The sequence below is a fragment of the Brevundimonas sp. NPDC092305 genome, from assembly GCF_044755415.1.
Taxonomy (GTDB): domain Bacteria; phylum Pseudomonadota; class Alphaproteobacteria; order Caulobacterales; family Caulobacteraceae; genus Brevundimonas.
Genome location: NZ_JBIVQY010000001.1, coordinates 393,598 through 419,684 on the forward strand (window position 1 = coordinate 393,598; position 26,087 = coordinate 419,684).

The window sequence follows — 26,087 nt, forward strand, 5'->3', positions numbered from 1 at the left end:
CCCCTCTGCAAGCGGGACGCTATCAGAGGTTGTGGGCTTCGCAAGCGCCCCTAGGCGTCGATCATCTCGGTCACCTTGGCCGCCAGATCGGACATGACGAAGGGCTTGGTCATGACCTCCATGCCGGGGGCCAGAAGGCCGTTTCCGACGGCGGCGTTCTCGGCATAGCCGGTGATGAACAGCACCTTGAGGTCGGGCCGCTTGATCCGCGCGGCGTCGGCCACCTGTCGCCCGTTCATCCCGCCAGGCAGGCCGACGTCCGAGATCAGCAGGTCGATCCGGGCTTCGCTTTCAAGGATGCGCAGACCGGCGGGACCGTCCGCGGCCTCGATGGCGACGTAGCCCTGTTCCCGCAGGACCTCGACGACCAGCATCCGCACGGTCGGCTCGTCGTCGATGACCAGCACCGACTCGCCGTGGCCGGGAATGACCGCGAGGGCCGCATCAACGGGATCGACATCCTCCAGGGCGCCCAGATGCCGGGGCAGGTACAGGCACATGGTCGTGCCCTTGCCTACCTCGGAATAGACCCGCACCTGACCGCCCGATTGACGAACGAAGCCGTGGATCATCGACAGGCCCAGTCCCGTGCCCTGACCCAGCGGCTTGGTGGTGAAGAAGGGGTCGAAGATCTTCTCGATCGTGACGGCGTCCATCCCCGTCCCGGTGTCCGTGACGCACAACGAGACGTACTGTCCCGGCTCCAGATCGCGCTCGCGAGCCGGCTTTTCGTCCAGCCACTTGTTGGCCGTCTCGATGGTCAGGCGACCGCCGCCGGGAGCCATGGCGTCGCGCGCGTTGATGCACAGGTTCAGCAGCGCGTTTTCCAGCTGCGACTGGTCGATCCGCGTCGGCCACAGACCGCCCGCGCCCACCACCTCGACCTGAACGTCCGGCCCGACGCTGCGCCGGATCAGGTCCTCCATCCCGTTGATCAGACGGTTCACGTCGGTCGGCTTGGGATCGAGCGTCTGGCGGCGCGAGAAGGCCAGCAGGCGCTGGGTCAGGGACGCCGCGCGCTGCGCCGATCCCTGCGCCGCCTCGATGTAGCGTTCCATCCCGTTCAGCCGTCCTTCGGACAGCCGCTTGCCCAACAGCTCAAGACTGCCGGAAATCCCGGCCAGCAGGTTGTTAAAGTCGTGGGCGATGCCGCCGGTCAGCTGGCCGACGGCCTCCATCTTCTGGCTCTGGCGCAGGGCCTCGTGGGCCGCCTGAAGTTCGTGGGTGCGTTCCTGCACCCGCTCTTCCAGCGTGGTGTTCATGGTCTGCAGTGCGACCTCGGCCAGCTTCTTCTGGGTCAGGTCCTTGAACAGGACGGCGACCTGCTTGCGGCTGGCGGGTTCGACGCGGAAGGCGGACAGCTCCAGCCAGCGGCCCGTCTCCTCCAGCTCCTTCTCGAAGCGGATTGGCTGACCGGTGCGCAGCACGCCGCCGTACAGGTCGATCCAGCTCTGCGCCTCGGCCCCCACCATCTCGCGCACCTTCTGGCCGACGACGTCGGGAATGCCCGCGTTCTCGGCATAGGCGGCGTTGGCCTCGACGTGGACGTAGTCGCTCATCGGACCGTGCGGGCCGTCGATGAACTCGATGATGCAGAAGCCCTCGTCCATTGTGTCGAACAGGGTGCGGTAGCGGGCCTCGCTGTCGCGGAGGTCGGCCTCGGCGCGGACCCGCTCGATATGGGCCCAGGACCGTTCGGTGACCTCGCGGATCGTGTCCAGCTCTTCGTCGGTCCAGACGCGGGGAGCCTTGTCGTGGATCGCCATCAAGGCCGTCAGCCGGCCTTCCCGGACCAGCGGCATGCAGATCGTCGCCGAGATGCCAATGGCCTGGAAAGTCGCGGCCTCTTCGGGAGCAAGCTCCTTGAGGTTGTCGTTGACGATCAGCGGCCGCCCGGCCGAAAGCTCCTGAACCGCCAGCTTGCCGAAGTCCGCGAGGCTGTAGTGGCCGACAATGCTGGGCGACCCCGGCGCCGCCCAGTCACCCCGGATGGTGAAGCCGTCCTCGTCCGCGTCCATGTCGGCATAGGCGCAGTTGGTGACGCCCAGATAGTCCGCGACCATGCGGGTGGTGACCGCCAGCATTTCGTCGGCGTCCCACAGACGCTGGGTCTCGACGGCGAGCGCGTTCAGGAAGCTCAGACGGGCCGCGTTTCGCTGCAAGGCGACGCGGTTGCGGTGCTGATCCGAGACGTCCTGCACCATGGCGTAGTAGCCGTCGATCTCTCCCTCGGCGTCGTACCGGGGTACGAACTCCGAGCGGACGTGACGCTGGCCGATCCGGTTGTAGGTGACGGTCTGTTCGCTGACGAAGCTTTCTCCGGCCAGCGCCCGCTGGACAATCGGGCCCATGACGTCCCACGCGGCGGGCCCCACTACATCCGGCACCAGCCGGCCCTTCAGCTCGCTGGAGACCAGACCAAACCAATCATTGTAGGCCTTGTTGGCGAAGGCGTAGCGCAGGTCCTTGCCGACGAAGCTGACCAGCAGGGGCAGGCTGTCGGCCAGACGCTGCAGTTCCTCGGCGTTCTCGCTGGAGGCCTGCTCCGCCTCGCGCCGGGCCAGCGCGGCCCGGGTGCGTTCGGCGAAATTCCGTACGAAGGCGATATCCTCCGGTGACCATTCTCTCGGCCGGGCGGAGTGCACGAGGATCTGCGCGACCACCTTGCCGTTTTCGGCGATGGGCACGTCCAGAAGGGCGCGGATGCCGTAGGCAAGCAGAGCCTCCGGCGCGTCGCGGGTGCGCGGGTCGGTCTCGACATCGGCGATCGCGGCGGGCAGGCCAGCGAGAATATCGGTGACATAGCTGCCGTAGCTCCGGAAGTTATGGGTCCCCGCGACGCTCGGCTGGCCCTCACGGGTCCAGTCCCGCTCGATGACGATGGTCTCGCTGTCCGCGTCAATGACGCCGTAGCCGACGCGGGATGCGTCGAGCGCCGCACCGAGGATGCGCGACGCCCTGAAGCCGATTTCGGCGACATCGCCTTCCGAAGCGATGGCGTCGTCCAGCTCGATCAGGGCGGCCTGGCGCGCCTCGAACCGCTTCCGTTCGGTGATGTTGTTGAACAGGATGGCGACGCGGTGCTCGTCAGGATCGCCGATGCGCAGGGCCTCGACGTCGTACCAGCGGCCGAAGATGTCGGCGGGGTTCTCGAAGCGGGCCGTCTCTCCGGTCAGGGCGACCCGGCCGTAGAGATCGAACCAGTGCTGCTCCAGTCCCGGCGCGATCTCGGAGACCCACTTGCCGTTGGCGTCGCGCAGACCGGTCATCTCCTCAAAGGCCGGATTGCCCTCGACGATCATGTAGTCGACCGGACGCATCGCCTCGTCGAACTTCATCTGGATGATGCAGAAGCCCGAGCCGACGGTTTCGAACAGGGTCCGGTAACGGGTCTCGCTCTCGGCGTAGGCGGCATCGACCTCGCGTCTGTCGGTGACGTCGAAACTGACGCCCGGGAACCGCGCGGCCTTGCCGTCGGGCCCGGGGACGATGCGGCCCTCGGCGGCCACCCAGCGCACCGACCCGTCCGGCTGGACCAGCCGGTATTCGGCGCGGAACGGCTGGTGCGTCTCCAGCGTCTCGGCGATCCGCCGGGCCACCCGGTCGGAGTCATCCGGGTGCATGGCCCCAAAGAACTCCGCGATCGGCGCTCCCGCCTTCGCGATCTCGGGATCGACGCCGTACAGGCGCGCGAACCGTTCATCCGCGACGACCCGGTCGTTGACCAGATCCCAGTCCCAGGTGCCCACGCCGCTGCCGGCGGACAACGCCAGTTCCAGCCGCTCGCCGACCAGCGCCTTCTGGCGATCGGCCAGTACGCGAGCGGTTGTCTCGACCACAGTGGCGATCACGCCCGCGGGCTGACCGTCCTCACCGGGGACGGGCCAGTAGTCGAGGTTCATCCAGACCTGTTCGGGCTGGCCGTGGCGGTGCAGGGTCAGTTCCTGATCCTTGTAGGCGAGGGTGCCCCCGGCCAGACCGACCTTCATGACGTTGGCATTGAAGTCCGCGACCTCGGGCCAGCCTTCGAGGACGTTCGAGCCCAGCAGGGTCGGGTGCCGCCCGCCGGCGAAGACCGAATAGGCGTCGTTGTAGATCATCACGCCGGCGGGACCCCACAGCATGACGATCGGCACGGGGGCGGCGATCAGCAGGCCGGTGGCGGTCTTCAGGCTCTGCGGCCAGCCCTCGATCGGTCCGAGCGGCGTCGACGCCCAGTCGTGGGTGCGGATCAGGCGCGCCATTTCGCCCGATCCCTTCAGAAAGGACTCGCCGATCCCTCCGGCCGCCGACGGCTCCGAAGACGCACTGTCCGCCTGATCTTTCAGTGGCTTGCTCCCCCCACGGCGCCGCCTGGCTGCGGCTCCGCGCAGATGAACGCGGATCCTGCGCAAAGGCTTCATGCCCGACGACCAGTCAAGTCACGCTATCGTCGCCGTTGCTTCGCGGCCACGCCGTGCCTAGATCGAAGGGTCTGCTTTCGACGGACGTGAGAGAGAGTAGAGTCGACTCTCACGGACTCTCATCCATGCCGGAGGTCTCCCCATGTCCGACACCGCTTACGACCCCAGCCGCCACGCCAAAGCCGGGCGGGGTAAGGTCTATGACTCCATCCTCAACACCATTGGCGACACGCCGTTGGTAGGCCTGCCGCGTTTGTCGGCGGAATATCAGCCCAAGGCCCGGGTGCTGGCCAAGCTGGAGTTCTTCAACCCGATCGCCTCGGTCAAGGACCGGATCGGCGTGGCCATGATCGACGCGCTGGAGCAGGCCGGGAAGATCGGCCCCGACACCGTCCTGATCGAGCCGACCAGCGGCAACACCGGCATCGCGCTGGCCTTCGTTGCGGCGGCCAAGGGCTACCGCCTGATCCTTGTCATGCCGGAGAGCATGTCGATCGAACGACGCAAGATGCTGGCCCTGCTGGGCGCGGAACTGGTGCTGACCCCGGCCGAGAAGGGCATGAAGGGCGCCATCGCCATGGCGCAGGAGCTGCTGGACCGCACGCCGAACGCCATCAGCCCGGCCCAGTTCGACAACCCCGCCAACCCGGCCATCCACCGCGTCACCACGGCCGAAGAGATCTGGGCCGACACCCACGGTCAGGTCGACATTGTCATCGCCGGCGTCGGAACGGGCGGCACCATCACAGGCGTCGGTCAGGTGCTGAAGCAGAAGAAGCCGTCGGTGAAGATGATCGCCGTCGAACCCACCGCCAGCCCGGTCCTGTCGGGTGGGGAGCCGGGACCGCACAAGATTCAGGGCATCGGCGCGGGCTTCATTCCCTCCATCGTCGACCGCTCCGTCATCGACGGCGTCGAACAGGTCTCCAACGAGGACGCCTTCGACATGGCCCGCAAGGTGGCGCGGGTGGAGGGCATTCCGGTCGGCATCTCGTCCGGCGCGGCCATCACCGCCGCCTTCCGTCAGGCCGCCCTGCAGGAAAACGAGGGCAAGACCATCGTCGCCATCATTCCCAGCTTCGCCGAACGCTATCTGTCGACGGCGCTGTTCGAGGGGCTTTGAACCTCAAGGAGTGGGGCGAGGTTCGTCGAATCTTCGCCGCACGCGCCCCGGCGAACCGGGATATGTCGCCATATTGCGGAGGTCAGTTTCAGGACCTTCGCATGCATCTCGCATTCCGCCTTTCCGCCCTCGCCCTGATGGCGCTTCCCGCCGCCGCGCAGGAGCAGCCTGCCACAGCGCCCCCAGGCGTGGTGGCGGACATCACCGCCCTGTCCGACGAGTTCAACGACGGCGACCTGGAGGGCTGGACGCGGTTCGATCAGGCCTTTGGGTGGCCGGACAAGATCAAGGCGCTGGACGTCGGCCGGACCGTTCTCGGCAGCCTGCATCTTGAGCCCCATCACTCCGCGTGGGTCCGCGACCTGAACGCGCCCTTCCTGTTCCGGGAGGTCAACGGCGACTTCGACGTGACGGCGCGTGTTCGGGTGCGGGGCGCGGGCGGCGCGGTCCCCGGTGGAACCTGGTCGCTCGGCGGTCTGATGGCCCGGGTGCCCAATGGACTCAGCGCCAGCCGCCGGGCTCCGCGGGCCGAGAACTGGCACTTCATCACCACCGGCGTCGGCCATGTCGCCGGCGAGACGATGATCGAGACCAAGTCGACCTTCAACAGCTACTCGTCCCTGAAACTGCGGCCGGCGCCCAGCGGCTGGATCGAGCTGCGGCTGGTCAGGGTGGGCATGGCGATCGTCGCGCTGGCCCGGCCCGAGGGCGAGACGGAATGGCGGGTTCGGGATCGCTACTACCGGATGGAGAACAACCCGGTGATGCAGGTCGGTCTGATCGCCTACACCACCAGCGACGCCGTGCCGCCGGGACCGGAGAACCCGGAGGTCGACAACCGGGAGGTCAACCGGGCGGCGCCCGTCGACATGATTTTGGAGGCCGACTGGATCCGCTTCGCTCGCCCCCGGGTGCAGGGGGCCGGCGACTGGTACGGTCAGGTCCGCGCCAATCCGTTCGCCGATCCGAACCTGCCGGAGGCGGATCTGGTGCGTATGCTGGAGGGGCCGGGGACCGATACGCCCGGTTAACCGCGTCGGCGCTAGTCTGGCCGCCGAATGTCCGATCTCGCCGCCCTGCCTGAGGATGACGCCGCACCGGCTGTGCATTTCCGCGCGCGCGGGGCGCTGCTGAAGCGGCTGGCCGATGTGGTCTCCCTGCCTACCAGCCGCATCAACGCCTTCGAGCGGGCGGTGACCGGGGACCTGCTGGTCGAGACCCTGCGGCTGGCCGCGTTCGAGGACCGCAAGAAGGTGGCGGCGCGTCTGGCGCCGCTGGCCGAGCTGCCCAACGCCCTGGTCCGCCTGCTGCTGCGCGACGAGCCGGCGATCGCGGGGCTGCTGATCGAACAGTGCGCCTCCCTGACCGACGCCGACCTCGCCGCCTGTGCGCGGGATACGACCGAGGCTCATCGCCTGATCATGGCCAGCCGCCGTGGCCTGTCGGAAGTGGTCACCGAGACCCTGATGAGTTTCGGCGAAAGCGCGGTCATCGACACGATCCTGAAGAACAACACCGCCCGTATCGGGCAGGTGGCCATTGAGGGCGTGGTCGGGCTTAGCCGGACGGACTCACTGTTGCGCCAGCATCTGCTGCGCCGGCCCGAGCTCAGGCCGTCGGGCGCCTATGTCATGTTCTGGTGGTGCGACGGCGACGACCGGCGGACCATTCTCCAGCGTTTCGCCGTCTCTCGCGAGGTCTTGCAGGAGGTGGCCGAGGACGTGTTCGCCATGGCCGCCGAGGAGGACTGGCAGGATCCGGTGTCTCGCAAGGCCCTCCAGTTCATCGAGCGCCGCCAGCGCAATCGCGCCGCGATCGAGAAGAGTCCATACGCGGGGCTGGAGCAGGCTGTCGCAGCCGCCGCCGACGTCGGCATGAACCGCGAGATCGCCACAGAGATCTCCTATCTGTCGGGCATCAAGCCCGTGACCGGCGCCAAGATCATTGGCGACGCCGGCGGAGAGCCGCTGGCTATCCTTTGCAAGGCGACGGGTCTGGCCAAGTCCGACCTCGCCTGCCTGTGGCGCGCCATGCGGCGGCCCGAGACGGACGCGGACGGCGAGGTTCATGCGGCGTGGGAACGCGTGCAGATCGTCTATGACATGCTGGCGGTTGACCGGGCGCAGACGGTTCTGCGTTACTGGAACTGGTCGCTGTCCTCGGCCCTGACGCCTGCACTACTTCGCGCTATCCGTGACGGCGAGGAAGAAGGTCTGGACGACTATTCAGCTCCCGAACGCGCGGCGATGCTCGCACTGGCTGAAAACTTCGGTCGCTGATTACCGGTCTGGAATAGATTTACCGGAACCTTGGCCGGATTTTGGCCACAAGTATTGCGCGCTCCACTGATCCAGAATATGGACCTGATCCGTCGTCGCTCATCAGTGATTCTGGTGCGCACAGTAATCAGAACAGAAGGGCTGGCTGATGGAAGAAACCTCGCAACTGCTTGAGATGACCGCAGACATCGTCTCGGCGTATGTCGGCAACAACAGTGTTCAGGCGGCCGAAGTCCCGGGCCTGATCGCCAGCATTCACGCCGCGCTGACGCAGGTTTCGACGGGTGCGGTCGAGCCCGAGCCCGAGGTGAAGGATCCGGCCGTTCCGGTCCGCAAGTCGATCACGCCGGACTATCTGATCTGTCTGGAAGACGGCCGCAAGTTCAAGTCGCTGAAGCGGCACCTGCGCACGAAATACAACATGAGCCCCGAGGAATACCGCGCCAAGTGGGGCCTCGCGAAAGACTATCCGATGGTCGCCCCGAACTACGCCAAGGCCCGTTCGGATCTGGCCAAGCAAATGGGTCTGGGCCAGGGCGGTCGCAAGCCCGCCCGCGCCGCCGGTCGCGCCAAGAAGTAATCGGGCCATGGCCCAAACAGAAACGCCCGCCTCCGGATCGGAGGCGGGCGCTTTTACTTGGCGGGTCGTCTGATCAGGCCGCGGCGGCGCTGCGGCGCATGCGCCAGAAGCGGAGCGTGCGGAGCGCGGCGTCCTTCTCCAGCTCGGCGTACATGCGGGCATAGGCATGGGCCTTGCCCATCGCGTCGCCATCGTCGTTCAGCAGGACGACCGCATAGGTCAGGAACAGGGCCTTATCGAGGTTCGCCGACTTGCAGACCACGGCCAGCGCATCCAGTTCGCGCCGCTCCACGATCTGGCGGGCGGTGTGGAAGTCGATATCGGCCAGTTGCGACAGGGCGATCAGGAAGGAGGTCTGACCGCCTGAGCGCAGGAAGCGGGCCAGCATCTGGGGCGTCAGCTGGCCGGCGGCCTTGAGTTCCTCGACGTAGGCAAGGCTCTCGCTGTAGTCCTCGGGGAACAGGCCGTCGTCGGTCGCCACGCGGGCGCGGCCGGCGGCCAGGGCGCTTTCCAGCAGGGCCGGATCGAGGCGGGCGTTGTGCTCGAGAATCTGGGCGCGCAAGCGCTGCTCGACCACGAAATACATCTCGTTCAGGAGATCCGGCGGCAGGGCCGCCCGGCCGACCGTTGCTTCGTGCAGTTCCGGGTTGGCCTTGGCGCGCTCGATAACGGCCTCGGATGCTTGACGCGACAGCTTGGCGCCGTCGTTGCGCAGCAGGGTGTCGAGGGTGTGATCGTCGCCGCGTTCGACGATGATCTCGGACACGGCCTCGGGAACGAGGGCGCGCGAGGAGACGGCGCGCAGGTGTTCCTGACCATGCGCCCGGACGACGTCCAGCAAGTCCTGCTCGGTCAGCACCGGCGACTGGGTCAGCATGACCGAGGCGACCGAGGCGACGTCGTTGGCGAGGCGGCGGACGAGGGTGTGCGGAGCGTCCAGCGCCTGGGCGAAGCGGGCCGACAGCTCTGCGCGGACGGCGGTCTCCATGTCCTTGGCGAGGCTGGACATGACGTCGCCGTAGAGGGCGCTCTCGGCGTCCGCGTGCGGCTGGGTGCCGAAGAAGTGGTCGGTCAGCTCACGCAGCAGGGCGCGACGCTTCTCGCTTGATTTCTCGTGGGCGAGCGAGATCAGGTCCGGCAGGCGCGACGGCGCGACGTCGGTCATTGGTGGTCTCCGTCCGAGGCGGCGGGCGCAGCGCGCAGACGGCCTTGATTGTCGCGAATGAGGGTCGGGCCACGGTCTGGAGCGGCCAGATCCTGAGAAGCCGGCGTCTCGGCCAGATTTACGGCCAGCGCGTCGACATAGGTCGGGTCTGGCAGGGCGATGGCGTCGGGTTGCTGGCCGTTCTGACGGTGCACCGAATAGTAGCGGGCGCCCATGTCGCGGGTTGGGCGGTCGGCGCTGTTGGGCGTCACGAGCGCCACACGGCGAGGCGCGTTCGAGTCGGCCTGTTCGCGGGTCGCGGCCGGTGCTGCAGCAGCCGGCTGTGGTTGCGTCGGCTGGGGCGCGGGCTGGGCGGCGCGGGCTTGCTGGATGCGGAAAATCGGGGCGTCGCGACGCGGAGCCATCGGATCGGCGTTGACCAGTGGAGCAGGGGACGGTGCGGGTTCGGCGGCCGGCTGATCCTGCGGCGTGGTCATCGACTGCGGCTGCAGGCGCGGGGCGGTCGAGGATTGCGGCGGAACGGGGCGGTCGGCTTCGCCGTGATAGACGGGCTGGCCCTCGGGCGTCACCGGCATGATGACCTCGCCCGGCACATAGGGGCGATAGCCGCGGCTGGGGGCGTGGTCCGGGTAGGTCGGCGGCGTCAGCTCGCGCGGCGCCTCCATCTGGCTGACCGGAGGCGTGTTGTAGGCCACGGCCTCACGCGGCTGGGTCGGCGCAGACGCCGCCGCGGGCGGCGGGGCCGGCTGTGGCTGGGGCTGCGGCTGCGGCTGGACCGTTCCGCCTCGACGCAGCCAGGCGTTGGCGGGCGTCAGGCCGACCGAGCGGGGACCGGGGGCGGGCGTGAGGCCGGGCTGAGCCGCCTCGGCCTGGGCGAAACCACCGTGTGGGATGACCATGTTTGGACGGCGCAGGGCGTCGCGCGGCTGGGCTGCGGGCGCATCGGCCGGTCGAGCGACGGGTTGCGGCGCGGGGCGGCTGGGCCAGCCCATGTAGCGCAGGCCTGCGTTCTCGCCCGCCCGCGATTGCGCGCAGGCGGCGTCGGCCAGCGACAGGGCGGAGACGGCGGTGAGCAGGGCTAGGGCGCGGCGCAAGGCAGGCTCCGGGAGGAGAGAAGCCCCTACACAACCATGTGCGCCTTAAGCTCAGCCTAACGGCCGCGCCGGGTTCAGCCGCGTCCGGGCAGGTACTGGGCGGTGAAGGCCTGACGCCAGTCCAGATCCTCGGCGTAGAGGCCGGCCTGGCTGGCGATGACGAAGAACTCGCGCCAGCGGTCCTCGGTCATGGCGCCGAGGCCGTAGAGGGCGGCGTCGCCGCCGGCCACCACGCCGTTCAGCCGCAGGGCGTCGCGGCCTTGGGTGAGGAGCCGCGCGGTCGAGGCCGGATTGGCGGCGGTGATCAGGGCGTCGGCGGCGCGGGCGTCGCCCTGGATATAGTCGCGCCAGCCCTCGGCGGAGGCGACGATGAAGCTGCGCAGGGCCCGGGCGTTGTCGCGGGCGAAAGCGTTGGGAGCGAGCACCAGACCGCCGTAGGGCGGATAGCCCTCATCGGCGAGGACCAGCACGCGCGGAGTCATGTCGGCGGCCACCCGGACCGCGCCGAGCGTCGAGGTCAACGTGCCCAGCAGCACGGCCCGCTCGTCAGCAAGGAAGGCCTCCGGATCGCCGGTGTAGCGACGCAGGCTGGCGTCGGTGAACCCGTAGCGGGCCTTGAGCCACGCCCAAGCGGTCTCCGTCGCGTCGTCGGGCACATAGACAGGCTGGCCGACCAGATCGGAGGCGTCCTCCAGCTCCGGTCCCGGGTGGGCGATCAGGACGTGGATGTCCTTCTGGAAGCAGGCGGCCACAGCCTTCACCGGCGCACCCGCGGCCACGAGGTTCAGGGCGGCGAAACTGTCGGCGCCGAGACCGAGTTCGGCCGTGCCGGACGCCAGCAGACCGGGCACGTCGGCGCCGGCCGGTCCCTGCAGGATCTCGACGTTCAGCCCTCGGCGCTCGTACGCGCCCGAGGCGACGGCCTGATAGAAGCCGCCGTGTCCGGCGTCGGCCAGACCGCCGAGCGCGAAGCGCAGGCGCACGCGGCCGGTCTCGTCTGGCTGGACCTCGTTGCGGGTGCAGGCGAACAGGGCCGCCGTAGCCGCCAGCGCGCCGGCGCCAGCGATCAGGGCGCGGCGGTGGGGCAGAGGGGGGCGATTCCCGCGCATACTCATGGCCACGGTGTACGGCCCGCCGTTCCGCTTGGGAAGGCGACCGGTCGGCGCGGTTGAGGGAGGGGAAGCCGGGCCCGGAATTGAGCGAGGGGACGAAGAGCCCCGGCGAACCGGTTTTCCTCGTCCCCTCGCCAAGTCCGGGTTGGACTTGGCCATTGAGGTTCAAGACCCTGGCCTCAGCTTCAGCGGAGCAAGCTCCGGTGAAAATCGGCTGTATCCTGTCGCGCTCCTGGTCTCCGGCGTTCCGCGAGGCCTGAGCCTTGCGCCGTCCATCGATCCCGATCCGGTTCCCTCGGAGCCGCTCGCCGGCCGAAGCCTTTGAGCAAGCCTTTGGGCCTTGATCCCGCCTCCCACCCGTTTGGTCCGAAGACCGCCCGTGGTGTCGGGTCGGAGAGCCGGGTCGGTCCGCTTGATCCCCGGGTCTCCCCGGTTTTCCGCGCCGCCGTGTCCCTCGGCCTGATCAAGCTCGCTCCGATCCGGATTTTGCACAATGGGTCCGAAACGCGTGTCTGTGGAGTGGTCTGGGGATAAATCTTGTCCGTCAGCGGATCATCAGTGTGCGCAGGGCAAAATTCTTCGCATTGTGAAGATCTTGTGACTTGTGCACAGGGAGCGTGAGTGAGCTCCGAATTGCGCGATTTCAAGCCGGTTCGGCGGCTTAGCCGGCCAGCGCGGCCTTCTTCTCCTCCAGCTCCAGCCATTCCAGCTCGGCGGCTTCAAGCTGTTCGCGGGCCTTGGCGGCGGCGGTCATCGCGCGGTCAAAGGCCTTGGGGTCGCGAGCGTAGAGGTCGGGGTCTGCAAGAGTCGCGTCATGGGCCGCGATCTGGCCGGGGAGGGCTTCGAGGAGGGTTTCGAGCTCCTTGAGCCGGTGAGCGTCCTTGAAGGAGAGTTTGGCGGCGGGCTTCTTCGGGGTGACGGCGGGCGGCGGGGCGGCTTCGGCGCGACGGGCGGCCTCCTTGTCCTGCGGGCGCGGATTGGCGCCGGGCTGGAGGAAGCCGGGGTTCTGTCGGATGAAGTCGGTCCAGCCGCCAGGTGTTTCGACGATGTCGCCGCGACCATTCATGGCGATGGTTGAGGTGGCGAGGCGATCGACGAAGTCGCGGTCGTGGCTGACCAGCAGCAGTGTGCCGTCGTACTGCTCCAGCAGCTCCTCGAGCTTGTCGAGGGTGTCCATGTCGAGGTCGTTGGTCGGTTCGTCGAGGACCAGCATATTGGCGGGCCTGGCCAGGGCGCGGGCCAGCAGCAGGCGGTTCCGCTCGCCGCCGGACAGGGTGGAGATGGGCTGGCGCAGCTGGGCCTCGGAGAAGAGGAAGTCCTTGGCGTAGGCGGCGACGTGTTTGGAAAGTCCGCGCACCAGAATGCTGTCCCCGCCGCCGGGGGTCAGGGCGTCCCACAGGGTCATGTCGGACTTCAGGCCCTCGCGGGACTGGTCGAGGTAGACCGGGTCCAGGTTGGCGCCGAGGCGGACGGTTCCGGCGTCGGGGGCCAGTTCGCCCAACAGGATCTTGACCAGCGTCGTCTTGCCCGCGCCGTTCGGGCCGACGATGGCCAGGCGGTCGCCGCGTATGACGCGGGTGGTGAAGGGCTTGATCACCGGGCGGTCGCCGAAGGACTTGCTGACGCCTTTCAGTTCAGCGACCAGCTTGCCCGATGCGACGCCGCTGTCGACGCCGAGGTTCAGGTCGCGGGGCAGGTCGCGGACCCGCTCGGCGCGGTCGGCGCGCATGGCCTGAAGGGCGCGGGCGCGGCCCTCATTGCGGGTGCGCTGGGCGGTGATGGAGCGGTAGAAGGTGTAGGTCTCGGCCTCGATCTTCTTGGTCAGGCGGCGGAGGGATTCAGCCTCCTCCTCCATGACCTTGGCGGACCAGTCGTCGAAGGCGGCGAAGCCCTTGTCGAGGGTGCGGACGCGGCGGCCTTCCAGCCAATGCACGGACTGGGTGACGCGGTTCAGGAAGGCGCGGTCGTGGCTGACGACCAGCACGGAGAAGCGGGCCTGCAGCAGCTCGCTCTCGAGCAACTCGATAGCGAGGATGTCGAGGTGGTTGGTGGGCTCGTCGAGCAGGAGCAGGTCCGGCTCTTCAGCGAAGGCCTTGGCCAAGGCAGCGCGGCGGGTCTCGCCGCCGGACAGGTTCACGGCCGGCTTTTCGGGGTCGAGGCCGAAGGTGGTCAGCCAGGCCTCTGCAGTCCAGCGCTCGGCTTCGCCGGAGGCGGCGTAGTCGAGCAGGGTCTCGCCCTTGATGTCCGGCTCCTGCGGGACATAGGCGAAGCGGACGCCGGCCTGCACAGACCGGTCGCCGGCGTCGGGCTCGATCAGGCCCATGACCAGCTTCATCAGGGTCGACTTGCCGGCGCCGTTCCGGCCGACAAGGGCGGCGCGGCTGCGCGGTTCGATGGCCAGATCGACGCCGTCGAACAGGGGGCGCGGTCCGTCCTGCAGACGGACATCCTTGAGGGCGACGAGAGGCGGACGGGCGGCCATGAGCATCCTTGATCCTCCACCGCGAAGCGGGGGAGGGGGACCATCCGAAGGATGGTGGAGGGGGCGGAAACGGGCGCTGATCTAGGCGGTTTGGGGCGCAGTTTCCATAGGGAGGCGTCTGTGAATGCGGCTGCCCCCTCCACCACGCTTCGAGCGGTCCCCCTCCTCCGCTTCGCGGTGGAGATCAGCGGAGGCGAGATCGGACCGAGGACCATATGCCTTCCGCGACTTCGTCGGCGTTTTGAAGAACGTCGCGGGCAGGTATGCGCATGACCTCTATGCCTTGATCCGCAAGCCAGGAGGTTCGGCGGGCATCGTGGTCAGGATTATCGCCTGTGCTGTGAACTTCGCCGTCGATCTCGATGGCCGACGGAGGGTCGCGCAGTAAAGATCAAGAATGTACGGGCCGATCGGATGCTGGCGGCGGATTGAAGGACGGCCGGGCTCACGGCCGCGCAACCGGCTCCACAGAGCGGCTTCGGGTGGAGTCATGACGCGCCGAAGACTTCGCGCGCGCTTTTGGCTAAGGACCGGAGCTCTTATGGTTAGTATTGTGCACGCTTCCGCCCCCTCCACCACGCTTCGCGCGGTCCCCCTCCCCCGTGAACGGGGGAGGATTTGATGGATAAGCCCTTCTGGGAAACCAAGCGGCTGGACCAGCTGACCCGCGAGGAGTGGGAGAGCCTGTGCGATGGGTGCGGGCTGTGCTGTCTGGTGCGCTATGAGGACGAGGACACCGGCGAGGTGATCCCGACGAAGGTGCACTGCAAGCTGTTCGATTCCGAGCGCTGCACCTGTTCGGACTACGCCAATCGCAAGCAGCATGTGCCGGACTGCATCAAGCTGACGCCGTGGAACATCGAGGCGCTGGAGTGGATGCCGAAGTCCTGCGGGTATCGGCGGATCCACGAGGGGCGGGGGCTTGCCTGGTGGCATCCGCTGGTTTCGGGCCGGGCCGGGACGGTGCATGAGGCCGGGGTGTCGATCCGAAGGCAGACGGTGTCGGAGGAGACGCTGGTCGAGCCAGAGGACGCGCTGGATTTCGAGGCGCCCGAATGGGTGGCCGAACGCGGGCTGGGAGAGCCACCCCGGCGCTAACCAATAGTTGGGGAGTCTGCGGCATTCTGTCCTCTTCGAGGGGCCGGGTCGCATGACCGACGACAACATCGCGCGAGCAAACGGAGCCCTGGCGTCGCCGTTCGACCGGCTGACGCGGCTTGCGTGCACGGTGTTCGATGCGCCGGCCGCGATGGTGTCGGTCATGGACGACAGCAAGCTTGTCGTGCGGGCCCAGATCGGCATGGGCCTGACGGTGATGCCGCGCGAGACGACCGCCAGCAATCTGGTGGTCAAGCTGGGTCAGGGCGGCGTGCTGGTGGTCGAGGATACTCTGGCGCATCCGGTTCTCAAGACCCATCCGATGGTCACCGGCGGGCCCGGCTTCCGCTGGTTCGTGGGCGTGGCGGTGCGGGGACCGGACGGCAAACCCTTGGGCGCGTTTGGCGTGATGGACGTCACGACGAGACCGGCGCCGACCGAGGTGCAGATCGAGGCTCTGAAGGGCCTCGCGGAGCTGGCCGAAACCGTGCTGGCGCAGGAGCTGGCGGCGCAGGCCAAGGACGAGCATCTGAAGATGCTGGGGCTGGCCGAGACCATGGCCGGGATCGGCCACTGGAGCTACGACCTGCTGAACCGGACGGCGTTCTGGTCGGACGTGATCTATGACATCCACGGGGTGACGCGGGACGAGTTCGATCCAGGTGTCGGAGATTGCTACGGATTCTACCATCCGGATGACGCCGAAACGGTCAGGGCCACCATGGCCGCCATCGTCCAGACCGGGGAGCCGCAGGCCTACCGGTTGAGGCTGATCCGACCGGACGGCGAGGAGCGGACGGTCAGTGCGCGGGGTTCGGCCCAACGGGACGAGACCGGAGCGGTTCGCTGGATCGTCGGTGTATTCCAGGACGTGACCGAGCAGGCGAAGGCGCTGGACCAGCTGCAGCAGAACGAGCAGCGGTACCGGTTCCTGACCGACAACATGGGCGACGTGATCGCCCGCATCCGGCCGGGCGGCGAGATCGGTTACATCTCGGCGGCCATCGAGGCTATGATCGGTGAGACGCGCGAGGTCATGGCCGAGCGGCCGGTGCGGGACTTCATTCATCAGGAGGACCAGACCCGGCTGCAGGCGGCGATCGCGCGGTGTCTGGGCTCTGACCGGGGGCAGCGGCTGGAGTACCGGCTGATGCACTCGGACGGGCACGAGGTCTGGGTCGAGGGACACTTCCAGGCAGTGACTGACGAGCAGGGCAGGCGCGAGATGGTGGCGGTGATCCGCGATATCTCGGAGCGCAAGCTGCTGGAGGGCGAGCTGATGCAGGCGCTGGGCAAGGCGGAAGCCGCCGCCCGGGCCAAGTCGGAGTTTCTGGCCAATATGAGCCACGAGCTGCGGACGCCGCTGACGGGGGTGATCGGCTTTTCGGACCTGCTGCGGAACAGCGCCTCGCTGGGGCCGACGGAGCGGCAATATGCGGACAGGATCGCCACGGCGAGCGAGAGCCTGTTCGCGGTGATCAACGATATTCTCGATTACTCGAAGCTTGAGGCCGAGGCGGTCTCGCTGGAGGCGGTAGCGTTCGAACCGCGGAGGCTGGCGGAAGCGACGGCGTCGATCGTCGAGCAGCTGGCGAGCGGCAAGGGGCTGCGGCTGGCGGTCGAGGTCGATCCGGCGACGCCCGAGTGTCTGGTGGGCGATGAAGGGCGGATCCGACAGGTGACGCTGAACTTCCTGTCCAATGCGGTGAAATTCACCGGCGAGGGCGAGGTCCGGCTGAAGCTGGGATGGCGCGACGACCGGCTGAAGGTCGAGGTGTCGGACACCGGCATCGGCGTGTCGCCGGAGAAGATCGAGGCCCTGTTCGACCGGTTCACCCAGGCGGATACGTCGACCACCCGCGTCTACGGCGGTACGGGACTGGGGCTCGCCATCAGCCGCAAGCTGATCACCCTGATGGGTGGCGAGATCGGGGCCGAGAGCCGGATGGGCGAAGGCTCGACCTTCTGGTTCGAGCTGCCTCTGGAGGTCGCGGACGGGGTCGAGGAACAGGCGGGCGAGGTCGAGGCGGCGGACTGGAACCTGAGGGTTCTGGTGGCCGACGACGCGCCGGCGAACCGCGAGCTGATCAGCATCATGCTGGGCGCGATGGGCGTGCAGCTGGAGACGGCGACCAACGGCGTTGAGGCCGTGGCCGCGGCGCGGGACGGCGGCTTCGACCTGATCCTGATGGACGTGCACATGCCGGAGATGGACGGGCTGGAGGCGACGCAGGCGATCCGCTCCATGGAGGGCGCGCCGGGTCGGACGCCGATCATCGCCCTGACTGCAAACGTCCTGCCCGAGCAGGTGGAGCGATGCCGCCGGGCGGGCATGGACGCGCATGTCGGCAAGCCGGTGCGGGTGCAGGAATTGCTGGGCGCGATGACCGAGGTGCTGGAGCGCCGGAGCCGGGACGAGGCGGCGGCCTGAGCGTCATCTTCGGGCCCTGAGGGGACCTTGCGCTCACACCTGGGGCCAGAAACACCAGTCTGATCAAGGGGCGATGCGTTTTGTCGAGCGTCATACGCTCCATGGGACGCTGCCCGACTATGATGCAGGCATGTCGGGAAATCAGGACAGGGCGGCCCGGGCGAGAGCTCGCACAGAGGCGCGCCATGATGAGATGCAGGATCTTCTGGATCGGGCGAAGGACGCGCTGCTGGCGTGTGCTCAGGACGCCACGACGCCGGTCAAGATCCACCAGGTTATTCGCGGGGTCGAACTGGTCGCGAAGGCGAGCCTGACCCTCGAGAAGATGGCGGCCGCACCGCGACCCGCGCGGGCGGCGCCGATGCAAACGGAGCAGGATGTGAGCAAGGCGGATCGTGACGACAGCCCCGAGACCCTCCAGCGTATGCGAGACGACCTCGTGGAGCACTTCGATCGCATGCGGATCCAGATCGAACGTAAGGACGCAGGTCGGCAAGATGACGGCGGATCAGCTGCACCAGATCTGGAGCGGCCGCCGATCGCTGCATGACCACCAGATCGCACCCACGCGCGCCGACTGGCGGACGTGGCTGCTGCTGGGCGGCCGGGGGTCGGGGAAAACGTTCGCCGGCGCCTTCTGGGTGGCGGATCAGGCCTGCCACCATGTGCTGAGCTTCGCGCTGGTCGGGCCGACGCTGCACGATGTGCGCGAGGTGATGGTCGAGGGGCCGTCTGGACTGAAGGCCCTGACGCCGAAGGGCGGACGCCCGCGCTGGGAAGGCGGTCGCAGGCGGCTGGTCTGGTCGAACGGCAGCGTGGCCTACGCCTTCTCCGCCGAGGATCCGGACAGTCTGAGAGGACCGCAGTTTCATCACGCTTGGGCCGACGAGTTCTGCGCCTGGCGCAAGCCGGAGACGGTGTTGCAGACGCTGAGGATGGGGTTGAGGCTGGGCGTCGCTCCGAGGCTGGTGATGACGACGACGCCCCGGCCGACGCCGGCGTTGAGACGGCTGATGGCCGAGCCGGGACTGTTCGCCGAACGCGCGCCGACATCGGCCAACGCCGCGCACCTGTCGCCCGGCTTTCTGGGGCATCTGCGGACGCTGTACGGCGGGACGCGGCTGGAGGCGCAGGAGCTGGAAGGGCTGCTGGTCGAGACCGAGGGCGCGCTGTTCCGAGCCGAGGATCTGAAACGGGCGCGAGGCGCGAGGCCCGAGAGTTTCGACATGGTCGTCGTGGCGGTCGATCCGCCGGCGAGCGCAGGCGGGGACGCCTGCGGGATCGTGGTGGCGGGACGACGGGAAGGGCGGGCCTTCGTGCTGGCGGACCGGTCGGAGCGGGGACTGTCGCCGGGCGGCTGGGCGGCGAAGGTCGCGGCCTGTGCGGCCGAGTTCGGCGCACGTCAGATCGTGGCCGAGAAAAATCAGGGCGGGGACATGGTGCGCACGGTGTTGGCGCAAGCGAACTGTTCAGTCGGTGTGAAACTGGTGCACGCCAGCCGGGGCAAGGTCGAGCGGGCCGCGCCGGTGGCGGCGCTGTATGAGCAGGGCCGCGTGGTCCAGTGCGGCGACTTCCCGGCGCTGGAGGAGGAGTTGATGGGACTGGGCGCCGAGGGCGTAGGGCACAGTCCGGACCGGGCGGATGCGCTGGTGTGGGCGGTGACCTGGTTGCTGCCGACGCCCAAGGCCGGGCCAAGGATCAGGATCCTTTGATCCTCTCCCTCCCCGCACCGGGGAGGCGGTCGCGCAGCGACCGGGCGGGAGCGACCTTTGACGCGGTCTGCTCATATCGGGGGGGCCGTCCCCACCCGTCGTCGCTTCGCGCCGACACCCTCCCCGGGGCGGGGAGGGAGAAATCATGGAGGACCTGATGTTTGACTGGCGAAGACCTTTTGGTCGCGCGCAGATACACGCGCCTGAAATCAAGGACAGCCGGAGCGGGCCGTTGATCGCGTTCAGCGCGGGCGGTCGGGCGCGGTGGACGCCAAACGATTATGCGAGCCTCGCCGAGCAGGGGTTCGGGCGGAATCCGGTGGCGTATCGCTGCGTGCGGATGATCGCGGAGGCGGCGGCCAGCGTGCCGCTGGGCGTGTTCGCAGGCGGGACGCGGGACGATGCGCATCCGCTGGCGCGACTGCTGGCGAGGCCGAACCCGGAGCAGTCGGGGGCGGAGTGGCTGGAGGGGCTGTACGGCGCCCTGCAGACGGCGGGGAACGCCTATGCGGAAGCGGTGGGCGATGAGACGCCGGAGGAGCTGTGGACCCTGCGGCCTGACCGGATGAAGGTCGTGCCGGGGCGGGCGGGATGGCCCGAGGCGTGGGAGTATTCGGTCGACGGGCGCTCGGTGCAGATCGGGCGTCGGCCGGACGGCTGGGCGCCGGTGATGCATCTGAAGCTGTTCCACCCGACGGACGATCACTACGGCTTTTCGCCTCTGGAGGCCGCGATGGCGGCGGTGGACGTGCACAACGCCAGCGGGGCCTGGAACAAGGCGTTGCTGGACAATGCCGCGCGACCGAGCGGGGCGCTGGTCTATGGCGCGAAGGACGGCGAGCGGTTGACCGCTGAGCAGTTCGAGGGGCTGCGGGCGCAGGTCGAGGAGAGCCATGCCGGGCGGATGAACGCCGGACGGCCGATGATCCTGGAAGGCGGGCTGGATTGGAAGCCGATGAGCTGGACGCCCGCGGACATGGACTTCATCGCCGGCAAGCACGCGGCGGCGCGGGAGATCGCGCTGGCCTTCGGGGTTCCGCCGCAGCTGCTGGGGATCCCGGGGGACGCGACCTATGCAAACTATCGCGAGGCCAATGTCGCCTTCTGGCGCGGGACGGTGGTGCCGCTGGTGAGGAAGACGGCGAGCGCCCTGACCGGGTGGCTGGGGAAGCGGTTCGGAGAGGCCAGGATCGAGGCCGATCTGGAGGCCGTGCCCGCGCTGCAGCCCGAGCGCGATGCACTGTGGGCGCGACTTGAGGCGGCGAGCTTCCTGACCGACGACGAGCGGCGGAAAATGGCGGGGGTGCAGGGGTGATGGAGGCGCTGAGGAAGGTTCCGGCGGCGGTGATCGCCGCGCTGGCGGTTCAGGCGATAGCGGGGCTGATGTGGGCCGGCGCAGCGGCGGCGCGGATCACGGCGCTGGAAGCCAAGGTTGGCGAGCAGCGGCAGGTGGCGGAGCGGCTGGCGCGGCTGGAAGAGCAGAGCCTGGCGCTGCGGGCGACGATGGACCGGATCGAATGGCAGCTGGAGGATCGGTGATGACGGCTGTGATCGCGGACGCCGGCTTGAAGATTGAGGGTTACGCCTCGCTTTGGGGCGTGGCGGATCTGAACGGGGATGTGGTCGCGCGCGGGGCGTTCGCGGAGACGCTGGCGCGGATCGGCGCCGGCGGGGTGAAGATGCTGCATCAGCATGAAGGCCGGGCGCCGGTGGGCGTCTGGGACGAGGCGGTGGAGGACGAACGGGGGTTGTTCGTGCGCGGGCAGATCATGGACTGGTCGGCCGAGGCGCGGTTCGCGAGGGCGCTGGCAAGGGCCGGGGCGCTGGACGGGCTGTCGATCGGATTTCGCAGCCGCAAGGCGCGACGCGACGGGCGGTTGCGGGTGCTGGTCGAGGTGGAGCTGTGGGAGGTGTCGCTGGTGACGTTTCCGATGCTGCCGGGGGCGAGATTCGCCTGCACCGCTTCTGCACGCGAAGACCGCTGCAACTCCTCATGACGATAGCAATGTGATCAGGCAGTCTCGGGGCCTCGGATATCAGGGTAGAGGCGGGGCGATGAGCGTGACGGACGAAAGCGGCAAGGGCGGACGCGGACTGTGGCGGCCGGTGATGTGGGCCGGACTGGCGGGGTTGCTGGCGGTTCCGCTGGCGGCGATGCAGTTCACCGGCGAGGTGAACTGGACGGCGACGGACTTTGTGTTCGCGGGCATCCTGCTGGCGCTGGTCGGGATCGGCGCGGAGATCGCGATGCGGGTGACGCGCAGGCCGCTGTATCGCGTGCTGGTCATCGGCGCGGTGCTGGCGGGCGTGCTGGTGGTATGGGCCGACGGGGCGGTGGGGCTGTTCTAGGAGCCGCCGCTCCTAGTCCGGTCGGTTGGGATACCGCTCGCCCATGACCTTCCACGCTTCGGCCGCAGGACGCGCCGCTTCCCAGCGGTCAACGCCAGCCTTTAGCGCTGACAGCGTCTTTGGTTTCCGAAGCGCGGAGCCGGCCCAGATCGCGATGACCAGAATAAAGGGCCACGGCAGGTCGGTCAGGAGGCCGACGATGATGGCGATGGCGCCGATGACGACCCAGGCGCCGATCAGGACACTGGTAGCATCCGTCGCCGGGGCTCTGTCGGGAGCGGGAGCGTCCGGCCGCGCGAGCATCATCGCGGAATGATCGGCTTTGGCCTGGTCCTGAACCCGCTGAACGACGTTGGCCAGTGATGGGCTTGTGGTTGCGATCGCGCGACGCAGGGACTCGACCTCGGCGGTGAGAGGCGCAGGACGTGGAGCCGGCCGAGGCGCCGGATCAGGTGGGGCCGAGGCTGAGCGGAACGGCACCGAGCGGCCGGAGTCGTCGACGGTGAAGACCTGGCCGAACGCGACCGTCGCGAAGTCGATCAGTCGTGTGTCCTGACCATAGCTGTCGCCCATCAGGCCGATGAGACGGCCGTCCTGAAGTCGGGCGGTGAAGGCGATGGGATCGGGGAGAGAGCCGACCATGGCATGAACTGTGCCGAGGTCGCCGGTGGCATTGCCGCCGGGCAAACGGTTGCCTGAGGACATTTCCGTGAACACGCCGAAGCCGGAGTTGCGCCGAAGGGTCGGCCGGCTGGCCGCGAACTGTTGCGTGAGGTCGGGGACGACTGCGCGAAGATCGGCGGCGAGCGCCTCCATGACCACGCGCTCGAGGCGGGTGTAGACGCTGGTCGCGGCAGACAGGGATCGAAGAGGGCGGGTCACGCCCCGGACACTGCCGCGAACGGCGGCGCATTGAAAGGGCGGCTGGCCAATCGCGGGCCGCTCCCACCCGGTCGCTGCGCGACCACCCTCTCCGGGACGGGGAGGGAGAATGAAAGCGGAAATATGAAAGAGACCAAGACCGCCTCGGGCACGCCCGAGGCGCGCGCCGCCATGCATGAGATGATGGCGGCGTTCGAGGCGTTCAAAGGGGCGAACGACGCCCGGCTGGAGGAGATCGAGCGCAAGTCGGCGGCCGATGTGCTGCTGGAGGAGAAGGTGGCGCGGATCGACGCGGCGGTGGCCGGGGCGCAGGCGCGGCTGGACCGGATGGTGAGCGAGGTGCGCAGGCCGGAGCTGGCGCCCCCTGTCCCGGCCATCGGCCGGGCCGCCTCCCCCATGAAGGGGGAGGAGAAGAGCGCGTTCGACGGCTATCTGAAGACCGGGTTCGGGCTGGAGGTGAAGGCGGGGCTGAACTCTGGAGCTGCGTCGGGCGGTTATGTCGTGCCGGAGCAGACCGAGCGGGCGATCGAGCGACGGCTGATGGCCGGCAGTCCGATGCGGGAGATCGCGACGGTGCGCACCATCGGCGCCGGCGTGTTCCGCAAGCCGGTGTCGACGGCGGGCGTGGCGGCCGGCTGGGTGGCCGAGACGGCGGCGCGGCCGGAGACGGATCCGGCGACGCTGGCGCTGCTGGAGTTCCCGTCGGCTGATCTGTACGCCAGCCCGGCCGCGACCCAGTCGCTGCTGGACGACGCCATGATCGATCTGGACGAGTGGTTGGCCGCCGAGGTGGAAGACGCCTTCGCGGCGCAGGAAACCCAGGCTTTCGTCAACGGCGACGGGACGAACAAGCCGAAGGGTTTCCTGAACTACACCACGGTCGCCGATGCGAGCCATGCATGGGGCCAGATCGGCTATGTGGCGTCGGGCGCGGCGGGCGCGTTTGCGGGGACCAGTCCGGCGGACAGGCTGATCGACCTGGTCTATGCGCCCAAGGCCCAATACCGACCTAACGGGCGCTTCGTGATGAACCGCAAGACGGTGTCGGCCGTGCGCAAGTTCAAGGACGCGGACGGCAACTACATCTGGCAGCCGGCGACGCGGCCGGGCGAGACGGCGTCGCTGCTGGGCTATGCGGTGACCGAGATCGAGACGATGCCGGACATCGGCGCGAACAGCCTGTCGATCGCCTTCGGGGACTTCCAGCGGGGGTATCTGATCGTCGATCGCGCGGGTGTGCGGGTGCTGAGAGATCCGTACTCAGCCAAGCCCTATGTGCTGTTCTACACGACGAAGCGGGTTGGCGGCGGGGTGCAGAACTTCGACGCGATCAAGGTGATGAAGTTCGCCGTGAGCTGACCATGCGACCTCTCCCTCCCCATGACGGGGAGGGAGAACTCTTTCAGACAATCGAGGTGGACGATGACCGCACCGGTGAGCCTCACCGAGGCGAAGCTGTTTCTGCGCGTGGAGCATGACGCGGAAGACGGGCTGATCCAGACGTTGATCGAGGCGGCCCGGGCGCGGGTGGAGGGGGAGGTGGGGCTGAGCCTGACCTCGACCTCGCCGGCGCCGCTGAGGCTGGCGATCCTGATGCTCGCCCTGCGCGCCTACGAGCGGGGCGAGGCGGAGATGCCGATCGCGCCGGTGCAGGCGTGGATCGCGCCCTACTGTGTGGTGCGTCTGTGATGGCGGGGCGGTTCAAGGCCTTGGCCGGGCTGTTTGAGGCCGTCGAGAATGAGACGCCGTACGGGGGAAGGAGCGTGAGCTTCGAACCGGTAGGCTCGACCTGGCTGAAGCTGGGGGCGCGAAGACGGCGTGACGTTCGCGAGGCCGGCGGCTCGCGGGGCGTCGAGACGGTGACGGCCGAGGCGCGGGCGGATGCGCGGCTGACGGCCGGGCGGGTGCTGCGCTTTGGCGGCGGCGACTGGCGGATCGCCTCGGACGAGACGGTCGGCGGTCGCGCGATCCTGAATCTGGAGCGGATGCGATGAGCCATGACCTTGCGCTGCAGAAGGCGCTGATCGCGCATCTGAAGGCGGATGCGTCAATGACGGCGCTGCTGGACGGGCGTGTGTGGGACGAGGGGCCGCAGTCGCCCGGCTATCCGCATTTGAAGGTGGGGCGCAGCGAGAGCCGGCCGGTGAGAGCGGACGGGGGCGGGGTCGAGCATGTGCTGACCCTGACCTGCGTGTCGCGGTTTCGCGGGACCGAGGAAGCGAAGGCGGTCGTCGCGGCGACGCGGGCTCGGCTGGAGGACGCGAGGCTGGAAGCCGACGGCGTCCGGACGGTCAGCCTGGGCGTGCGGTTCGCAGACGTCTATCCGGCGCCGGACAAGGTGCGGACCTTCGCGGTGATGCGGGTGAGAGCGGTGACGGAGGAAATCGAAACATGAGTGCGCAACGCGGCAAGGACATGCTGTTGAAGATCGCGGGCGAGGGCGGGGCCTTCGTGACCGTGGCGGGCCTGAGGGCGCGGACGATCAGTCTGAACGCCCGGACGGTGGATGCGACGGACGGGGACTCAGCCGGGCGGTGGCGTGAGCTCTTGGCGGGCGCGGGCGTGAAATCGGCGGCGGTGAGCGGGCAGGGGATCTTTCGCGATGCGGCGTCGGATGCGCTGATCCGGGAAGCGTTCTTCGACCAGAGCGCGCGAACCTGGCGGCTCATCGTGCCGGACTTCGGGCAGCTGGAAGGGCCGTTTCTGGTGGCGGCGCTGGAGTATGCCGGCGAGCACGAGGGCGAGGCGACGTTCGCGATCAGCCTGGCCAGCGCGGGGCCGGTGACGTTCGGAGCGATCGCATGAATGCGGCGCGTGGCGAGGCCACGGCTCGGTTGGCGGGGGCGGAGCGGACGCTGTGTCTGACGCTGGGGGCGCTGGCGGAGATCGAGACGGCGCTGGGCGTCGAGGGGTTGGAGGCGCTGGCGGACCGGATGCGGCGGCTGTCGGCCAAGGATCTGATGCTGGTGCTGGCCGCGCTGTTGCGGGGCGGCGGGGAGCGCGAGCTGGCGGCGACGCTGGCGGACGCGGCGGTGGAGCCGAAGGCCGCGGCGGAGGCGGTGGCCAAGGCGTTCGCGGCCTCGCTGTGACGAACTGGGCGGGAATGGTTCGGGTCGCGGTCTCGCTGGGTGTGGGGCCGGCGGAGTTCTGGCGGCTGTCGCTGAAGGAATGGCGGATGCTGACGGCGCCGTCGGGCGAGGGAGAGCCGCTGGGGCGGGCGGCGCTGGAACGGATGGTGCGGGAGTGGCCGGATTGAGACTTCTCCCTCCCCGCTTCGGGGAGGGTGGCCGCGCAGCGACCGGGTGGGAACGGCGGGACGAAGTGAGTGCAATGGCCTCCTCGGGCCGCCCCCACCCGTCGTCGCTGAGCGCCGACAC

General features: G+C 68.6%; 27 protein-coding genes. 19 read left to right on the plus strand and 8 right to left on the minus strand.

Features of this window, described 5'->3' with window-relative positions:
• Positions 1-50: 50 nt before the first annotated feature.
• A complete protein-coding gene (locus ACIQC9_RS01950; protein ID WP_400611931.1) occupies positions 51-4,244 on the minus strand; it encodes a PAS domain-containing protein in 4,194 nt (1,397 codons plus the stop codon).
• Positions 4,245-4,545: 301 nt separating this feature from the next.
• On the opposite strand from ACIQC9_RS01950, the gene cysK reads away from it, so the two are divergent.
• The 4 genes from cysK (at position 4,546) to ACIQC9_RS01970 (ending at position 8,385) form a co-directional block, all read left to right on the plus strand.
• The gene (gene cysK / locus ACIQC9_RS01955) at positions 4,546-5,526 is read left to right on the plus strand and encodes a cysteine synthase A (protein WP_400611932.1); all 981 of its coding nucleotides are present in this window, start codon (positions 4,546-4,548) and stop codon (positions 5,524-5,526) included.
• Positions 5,527-5,627: 101 nt separating this feature from the next.
• On the plus strand, positions 5,628-6,557 hold the full coding sequence (locus ACIQC9_RS01960; protein ID WP_400611933.1) for a hypothetical protein: 930 nt from the start codon (positions 5,628-5,630) through the stop codon (positions 6,555-6,557).
• A gap of 27 nt (positions 6,558-6,584) precedes the next feature.
• Positions 6,585-7,805 (plus strand): DUF2336 domain-containing protein, encoded by a 1,221-nt coding sequence (locus ACIQC9_RS01965; protein ID WP_400611934.1) that lies wholly within the window; start codon positions 6,585-6,587, stop codon positions 7,803-7,805.
• 148 nt (positions 7,806-7,953) lie between these two features.
• Complete coding sequence (locus ACIQC9_RS01970) at positions 7,954-8,385, plus strand: MucR family transcriptional regulator (protein ID WP_400611935.1); 432 nt, start codon at positions 7,954-7,956, stop codon at positions 8,383-8,385.
• A 73-nt stretch (positions 8,386-8,458) separates the two neighbouring features.
• Here the strand turns inward: ACIQC9_RS01970 and ACIQC9_RS01975 are convergent, their stop codons facing one another.
• From ACIQC9_RS01975 to ACIQC9_RS02000, 6 genes are all read right to left on the minus strand, one after another.
• On the minus strand, positions 8,459-9,550 hold the full coding sequence (locus tag ACIQC9_RS01975; protein ID WP_400611936.1) for a DUF2336 domain-containing protein: 1,092 nt from the start codon (positions 9,548-9,550) through the stop codon (positions 8,459-8,461).
• The gene (locus tag ACIQC9_RS01980) at positions 9,547-10,644 is read right to left on the minus strand and encodes a hypothetical protein (RefSeq protein WP_400611937.1); all 1,098 of its coding nucleotides are present in this window, start codon (positions 10,642-10,644) and stop codon (positions 9,547-9,549) included. The genes ACIQC9_RS01975 and ACIQC9_RS01980 overlap by 4 nt, the downstream gene beginning before the upstream one ends.
• Before the next feature lie 74 nt (positions 10,645-10,718).
• Positions 10,719-11,753 (minus strand): ABC transporter substrate-binding protein, encoded by a 1,035-nt coding sequence (locus tag ACIQC9_RS01985; protein ID WP_400611938.1) that lies wholly within the window; start codon positions 11,751-11,753, stop codon positions 10,719-10,721.
• A 664-nt stretch (positions 11,754-12,417) separates the two neighbouring features.
• On the minus strand, positions 12,418-14,244 hold the full coding sequence (locus tag ACIQC9_RS01990; RefSeq protein WP_400611939.1) for an ABC-F family ATP-binding cassette domain-containing protein: 1,827 nt from the start codon (positions 14,242-14,244) through the stop codon (positions 12,418-12,420).
• Between the two features lie 178 nt (positions 14,245-14,422).
• A complete protein-coding gene (locus ACIQC9_RS01995; RefSeq protein WP_400615350.1) occupies positions 14,423-14,596 on the minus strand; it encodes a DUF559 domain-containing protein in 174 nt (57 codons plus the stop codon).
• Complete coding sequence (locus ACIQC9_RS02000; RefSeq protein ID WP_400611940.1) at positions 14,515-14,730, minus strand: endonuclease domain-containing protein; 216 nt, start codon at positions 14,728-14,730, stop codon at positions 14,515-14,517. Before ACIQC9_RS02000 ends, ACIQC9_RS01995 begins: the two co-directional genes overlap by 82 nt.
• 129 nt (positions 14,731-14,859) lie before the next feature.
• Between ACIQC9_RS02000 and ACIQC9_RS02005 the strand changes: the two genes are divergently transcribed.
• The 8 genes from ACIQC9_RS02005 (at position 14,860) to ACIQC9_RS02040 (ending at position 21,828) form a co-directional block, all read left to right on the plus strand.
• Complete coding sequence (locus ACIQC9_RS02005; RefSeq protein WP_400611941.1) at positions 14,860-15,336, plus strand: YcgN family cysteine cluster protein; 477 nt, start codon at positions 14,860-14,862, stop codon at positions 15,334-15,336.
• Between the two features lie 52 nt (positions 15,337-15,388).
• Entirely contained in the window at positions 15,389-17,767 is a 2,379-nt protein-coding gene (locus ACIQC9_RS02010) for a PAS domain-containing protein (RefSeq protein ID WP_400611942.1), read from the plus strand.
• A 130-nt stretch (positions 17,768-17,897) separates the two neighbouring features.
• Entirely contained in the window at positions 17,898-18,317 is a 420-nt protein-coding gene (locus tag ACIQC9_RS02015; RefSeq protein ID WP_400611943.1) for a hypothetical protein, read from the plus strand.
• Positions 18,265-19,479, plus strand: coding sequence for a DNA-packaging protein (locus ACIQC9_RS02020; RefSeq protein WP_400611944.1), 1,215 nt, complete (start codon positions 18,265-18,267; stop codon positions 19,477-19,479). The genes ACIQC9_RS02015 and ACIQC9_RS02020 overlap by 53 nt, the downstream gene beginning before the upstream one ends.
• A gap of 157 nt (positions 19,480-19,636) precedes the next feature.
• Positions 19,637-20,794, plus strand: coding sequence for a phage portal protein (locus tag ACIQC9_RS02025; protein ID WP_400615352.1), 1,158 nt, complete (start codon positions 19,637-19,639; stop codon positions 20,792-20,794).
• Positions 20,794-21,018 carry a hypothetical protein gene (locus ACIQC9_RS02030; protein WP_400611945.1) on the plus strand — a complete coding sequence of 75 codons (225 nt, stop codon included), beginning with the start codon at positions 20,794-20,796 and terminating at the stop codon, positions 21,016-21,018. The genes ACIQC9_RS02025 and ACIQC9_RS02030 overlap by 1 nt, the downstream gene beginning before the upstream one ends.
• Positions 21,018-21,476, plus strand: a complete 459-nt coding sequence (locus tag ACIQC9_RS02035; protein ID WP_400611946.1) for an HK97 family phage prohead protease — start codon at positions 21,018-21,020, stop codon at positions 21,474-21,476. Before ACIQC9_RS02030 ends, ACIQC9_RS02035 begins: the two co-directional genes overlap by 1 nt.
• Before the next feature lie 58 nt (positions 21,477-21,534).
• Positions 21,535-21,828 carry a hypothetical protein gene (locus ACIQC9_RS02040; RefSeq protein ID WP_400611947.1) on the plus strand — a complete coding sequence of 98 codons (294 nt, stop codon included), beginning with the start codon at positions 21,535-21,537 and terminating at the stop codon, positions 21,826-21,828.
• 12 nt (positions 21,829-21,840) lie between these two features.
• Here the strand turns inward: ACIQC9_RS02040 and ACIQC9_RS02045 are convergent, their stop codons facing one another.
• Positions 21,841-22,710, minus strand: coding sequence for a hypothetical protein (locus tag ACIQC9_RS02045; RefSeq protein WP_400611948.1), 870 nt, complete (start codon positions 22,708-22,710; stop codon positions 21,841-21,843).
• A 123-nt stretch (positions 22,711-22,833) separates the two neighbouring features.
• Between ACIQC9_RS02045 and ACIQC9_RS02050 the strand changes: the two genes are divergently transcribed.
• The 7 genes from ACIQC9_RS02050 (at position 22,834) to ACIQC9_RS02080 (ending at position 25,966) form a co-directional block, all read left to right on the plus strand.
• Positions 22,834-24,069, plus strand: coding sequence for a phage major capsid protein (locus ACIQC9_RS02050; RefSeq protein ID WP_400611949.1), 1,236 nt, complete (start codon positions 22,834-22,836; stop codon positions 24,067-24,069).
• A 63-nt stretch (positions 24,070-24,132) separates the two neighbouring features.
• Positions 24,133-24,399 (plus strand): head-tail connector protein, encoded by a 267-nt coding sequence (locus tag ACIQC9_RS02055; protein WP_400611950.1) that lies wholly within the window; start codon positions 24,133-24,135, stop codon positions 24,397-24,399.
• Positions 24,400-24,473: 74 nt separating this feature from the next.
• On the plus strand, positions 24,474-24,704 hold the full coding sequence (locus tag ACIQC9_RS02060; RefSeq protein ID WP_400611951.1) for a phage head-tail adapter protein: 231 nt from the start codon (positions 24,474-24,476) through the stop codon (positions 24,702-24,704).
• Complete coding sequence (locus ACIQC9_RS02065; protein ID WP_400611952.1) at positions 24,701-25,105, plus strand: DUF3168 domain-containing protein; 405 nt, start codon at positions 24,701-24,703, stop codon at positions 25,103-25,105. The genes ACIQC9_RS02060 and ACIQC9_RS02065 overlap by 4 nt, the downstream gene beginning before the upstream one ends.
• A complete protein-coding gene (locus tag ACIQC9_RS02070) occupies positions 25,102-25,515 on the plus strand; it encodes a phage major tail protein, TP901-1 family (protein ID WP_400611953.1) in 414 nt (137 codons plus the stop codon). Before ACIQC9_RS02065 ends, ACIQC9_RS02070 begins: the two co-directional genes overlap by 4 nt.
• Positions 25,512-25,799, plus strand: a complete 288-nt coding sequence (locus ACIQC9_RS02075) for a GTA-gp10 family protein (protein ID WP_400611954.1) — start codon at positions 25,512-25,514, stop codon at positions 25,797-25,799. The genes ACIQC9_RS02070 and ACIQC9_RS02075 overlap by 4 nt, the downstream gene beginning before the upstream one ends.
• Positions 25,800-25,813: 14 nt before the next feature.
• Positions 25,814-25,966, plus strand: a complete 153-nt coding sequence (locus tag ACIQC9_RS02080; RefSeq protein WP_400611955.1) for a phage tail assembly chaperone — start codon at positions 25,814-25,816, stop codon at positions 25,964-25,966.
• The last annotated feature ends 121 nt before the right edge of the window (positions 25,967-26,087 follow it).

What these genes read in the sequence shown, in the direction of transcription:
- ACIQC9_RS01950 (WP_400611931.1), bottom strand. Translation starts at nt 4,244, where the DNA reads ATGGCGCGCCTGATCCGCACCCACGACTGGGCGTCGACGCCGCTCGGA.
- cysK (WP_400611932.1), top strand. Translation starts at nt 4,546, where the DNA reads ATGTCCGACACCGCTTACGACCCCAGCCGCCACGCCAAAGCCGGGCGG.
- ACIQC9_RS01960 (WP_400611933.1), top strand. Translation starts at nt 5,628, where the DNA reads ATGCATCTCGCATTCCGCCTTTCCGCCCTCGCCCTGATGGCGCTTCCC.
- ACIQC9_RS01965 (WP_400611934.1), top strand. Translation starts at nt 6,585, where the DNA reads ATGTCCGATCTCGCCGCCCTGCCTGAGGATGACGCCGCACCGGCTGTG.
- ACIQC9_RS01970 (WP_400611935.1), top strand. Translation starts at nt 7,954, where the DNA reads ATGGAAGAAACCTCGCAACTGCTTGAGATGACCGCAGACATCGTCTCG.
- ACIQC9_RS01975 (WP_400611936.1), bottom strand. Translation starts at nt 9,550, where the DNA reads ATGACCGACGTCGCGCCGTCGCGCCTGCCGGACCTGATCTCGCTCGCC.
- ACIQC9_RS01985 (WP_400611938.1), bottom strand. Translation starts at nt 11,753, where the DNA reads ATGCGCGGGAATCGCCCCCCTCTGCCCCACCGCCGCGCCCTGATCGCT.
- ACIQC9_RS01990 (WP_400611939.1), bottom strand. Translation starts at nt 14,244, where the DNA reads ATGCTCATGGCCGCCCGTCCGCCTCTCGTCGCCCTCAAGGATGTCCGT.
- ACIQC9_RS02000 (WP_400611940.1), bottom strand. Translation starts at nt 14,730, where the DNA reads ATGACTCCACCCGAAGCCGCTCTGTGGAGCCGGTTGCGCGGCCGTGAG.
- ACIQC9_RS02005 (WP_400611941.1), top strand. Translation starts at nt 14,860, where the DNA reads ATGGATAAGCCCTTCTGGGAAACCAAGCGGCTGGACCAGCTGACCCGC.
- ACIQC9_RS02010 (WP_400611942.1), top strand. Translation starts at nt 15,389, where the DNA reads ATGACCGACGACAACATCGCGCGAGCAAACGGAGCCCTGGCGTCGCCG.
- ACIQC9_RS02015 (WP_400611943.1), top strand. Translation starts at nt 17,898, where the DNA reads ATGTCGGGAAATCAGGACAGGGCGGCCCGGGCGAGAGCTCGCACAGAG.
- ACIQC9_RS02020 (WP_400611944.1), top strand. Translation starts at nt 18,265, where the DNA reads ATGACGGCGGATCAGCTGCACCAGATCTGGAGCGGCCGCCGATCGCTG.
- ACIQC9_RS02025 (WP_400615352.1), top strand. Translation starts at nt 19,637, where the DNA reads ATGTTTGACTGGCGAAGACCTTTTGGTCGCGCGCAGATACACGCGCCT.
- ACIQC9_RS02030 (WP_400611945.1), top strand. Translation starts at nt 20,794, where the DNA reads ATGGAGGCGCTGAGGAAGGTTCCGGCGGCGGTGATCGCCGCGCTGGCG.
- ACIQC9_RS02035 (WP_400611946.1), top strand. Translation starts at nt 21,018, where the DNA reads ATGACGGCTGTGATCGCGGACGCCGGCTTGAAGATTGAGGGTTACGCC.
- ACIQC9_RS02040 (WP_400611947.1), top strand. Translation starts at nt 21,535, where the DNA reads ATGAGCGTGACGGACGAAAGCGGCAAGGGCGGACGCGGACTGTGGCGG.
- ACIQC9_RS02050 (WP_400611949.1), top strand. Translation starts at nt 22,834, where the DNA reads ATGAAAGAGACCAAGACCGCCTCGGGCACGCCCGAGGCGCGCGCCGCC.
- ACIQC9_RS02055 (WP_400611950.1), top strand. Translation starts at nt 24,133, where the DNA reads ATGACCGCACCGGTGAGCCTCACCGAGGCGAAGCTGTTTCTGCGCGTG.
- ACIQC9_RS02065 (WP_400611952.1), top strand. Translation starts at nt 24,701, where the DNA reads ATGAGCCATGACCTTGCGCTGCAGAAGGCGCTGATCGCGCATCTGAAG.
- ACIQC9_RS02070 (WP_400611953.1), top strand. Translation starts at nt 25,102, where the DNA reads ATGAGTGCGCAACGCGGCAAGGACATGCTGTTGAAGATCGCGGGCGAG.
- ACIQC9_RS02075 (WP_400611954.1), top strand. Translation starts at nt 25,512, where the DNA reads ATGAATGCGGCGCGTGGCGAGGCCACGGCTCGGTTGGCGGGGGCGGAG.
- ACIQC9_RS02080 (WP_400611955.1), top strand. Translation starts at nt 25,814, where the DNA reads ATGGTTCGGGTCGCGGTCTCGCTGGGTGTGGGGCCGGCGGAGTTCTGG.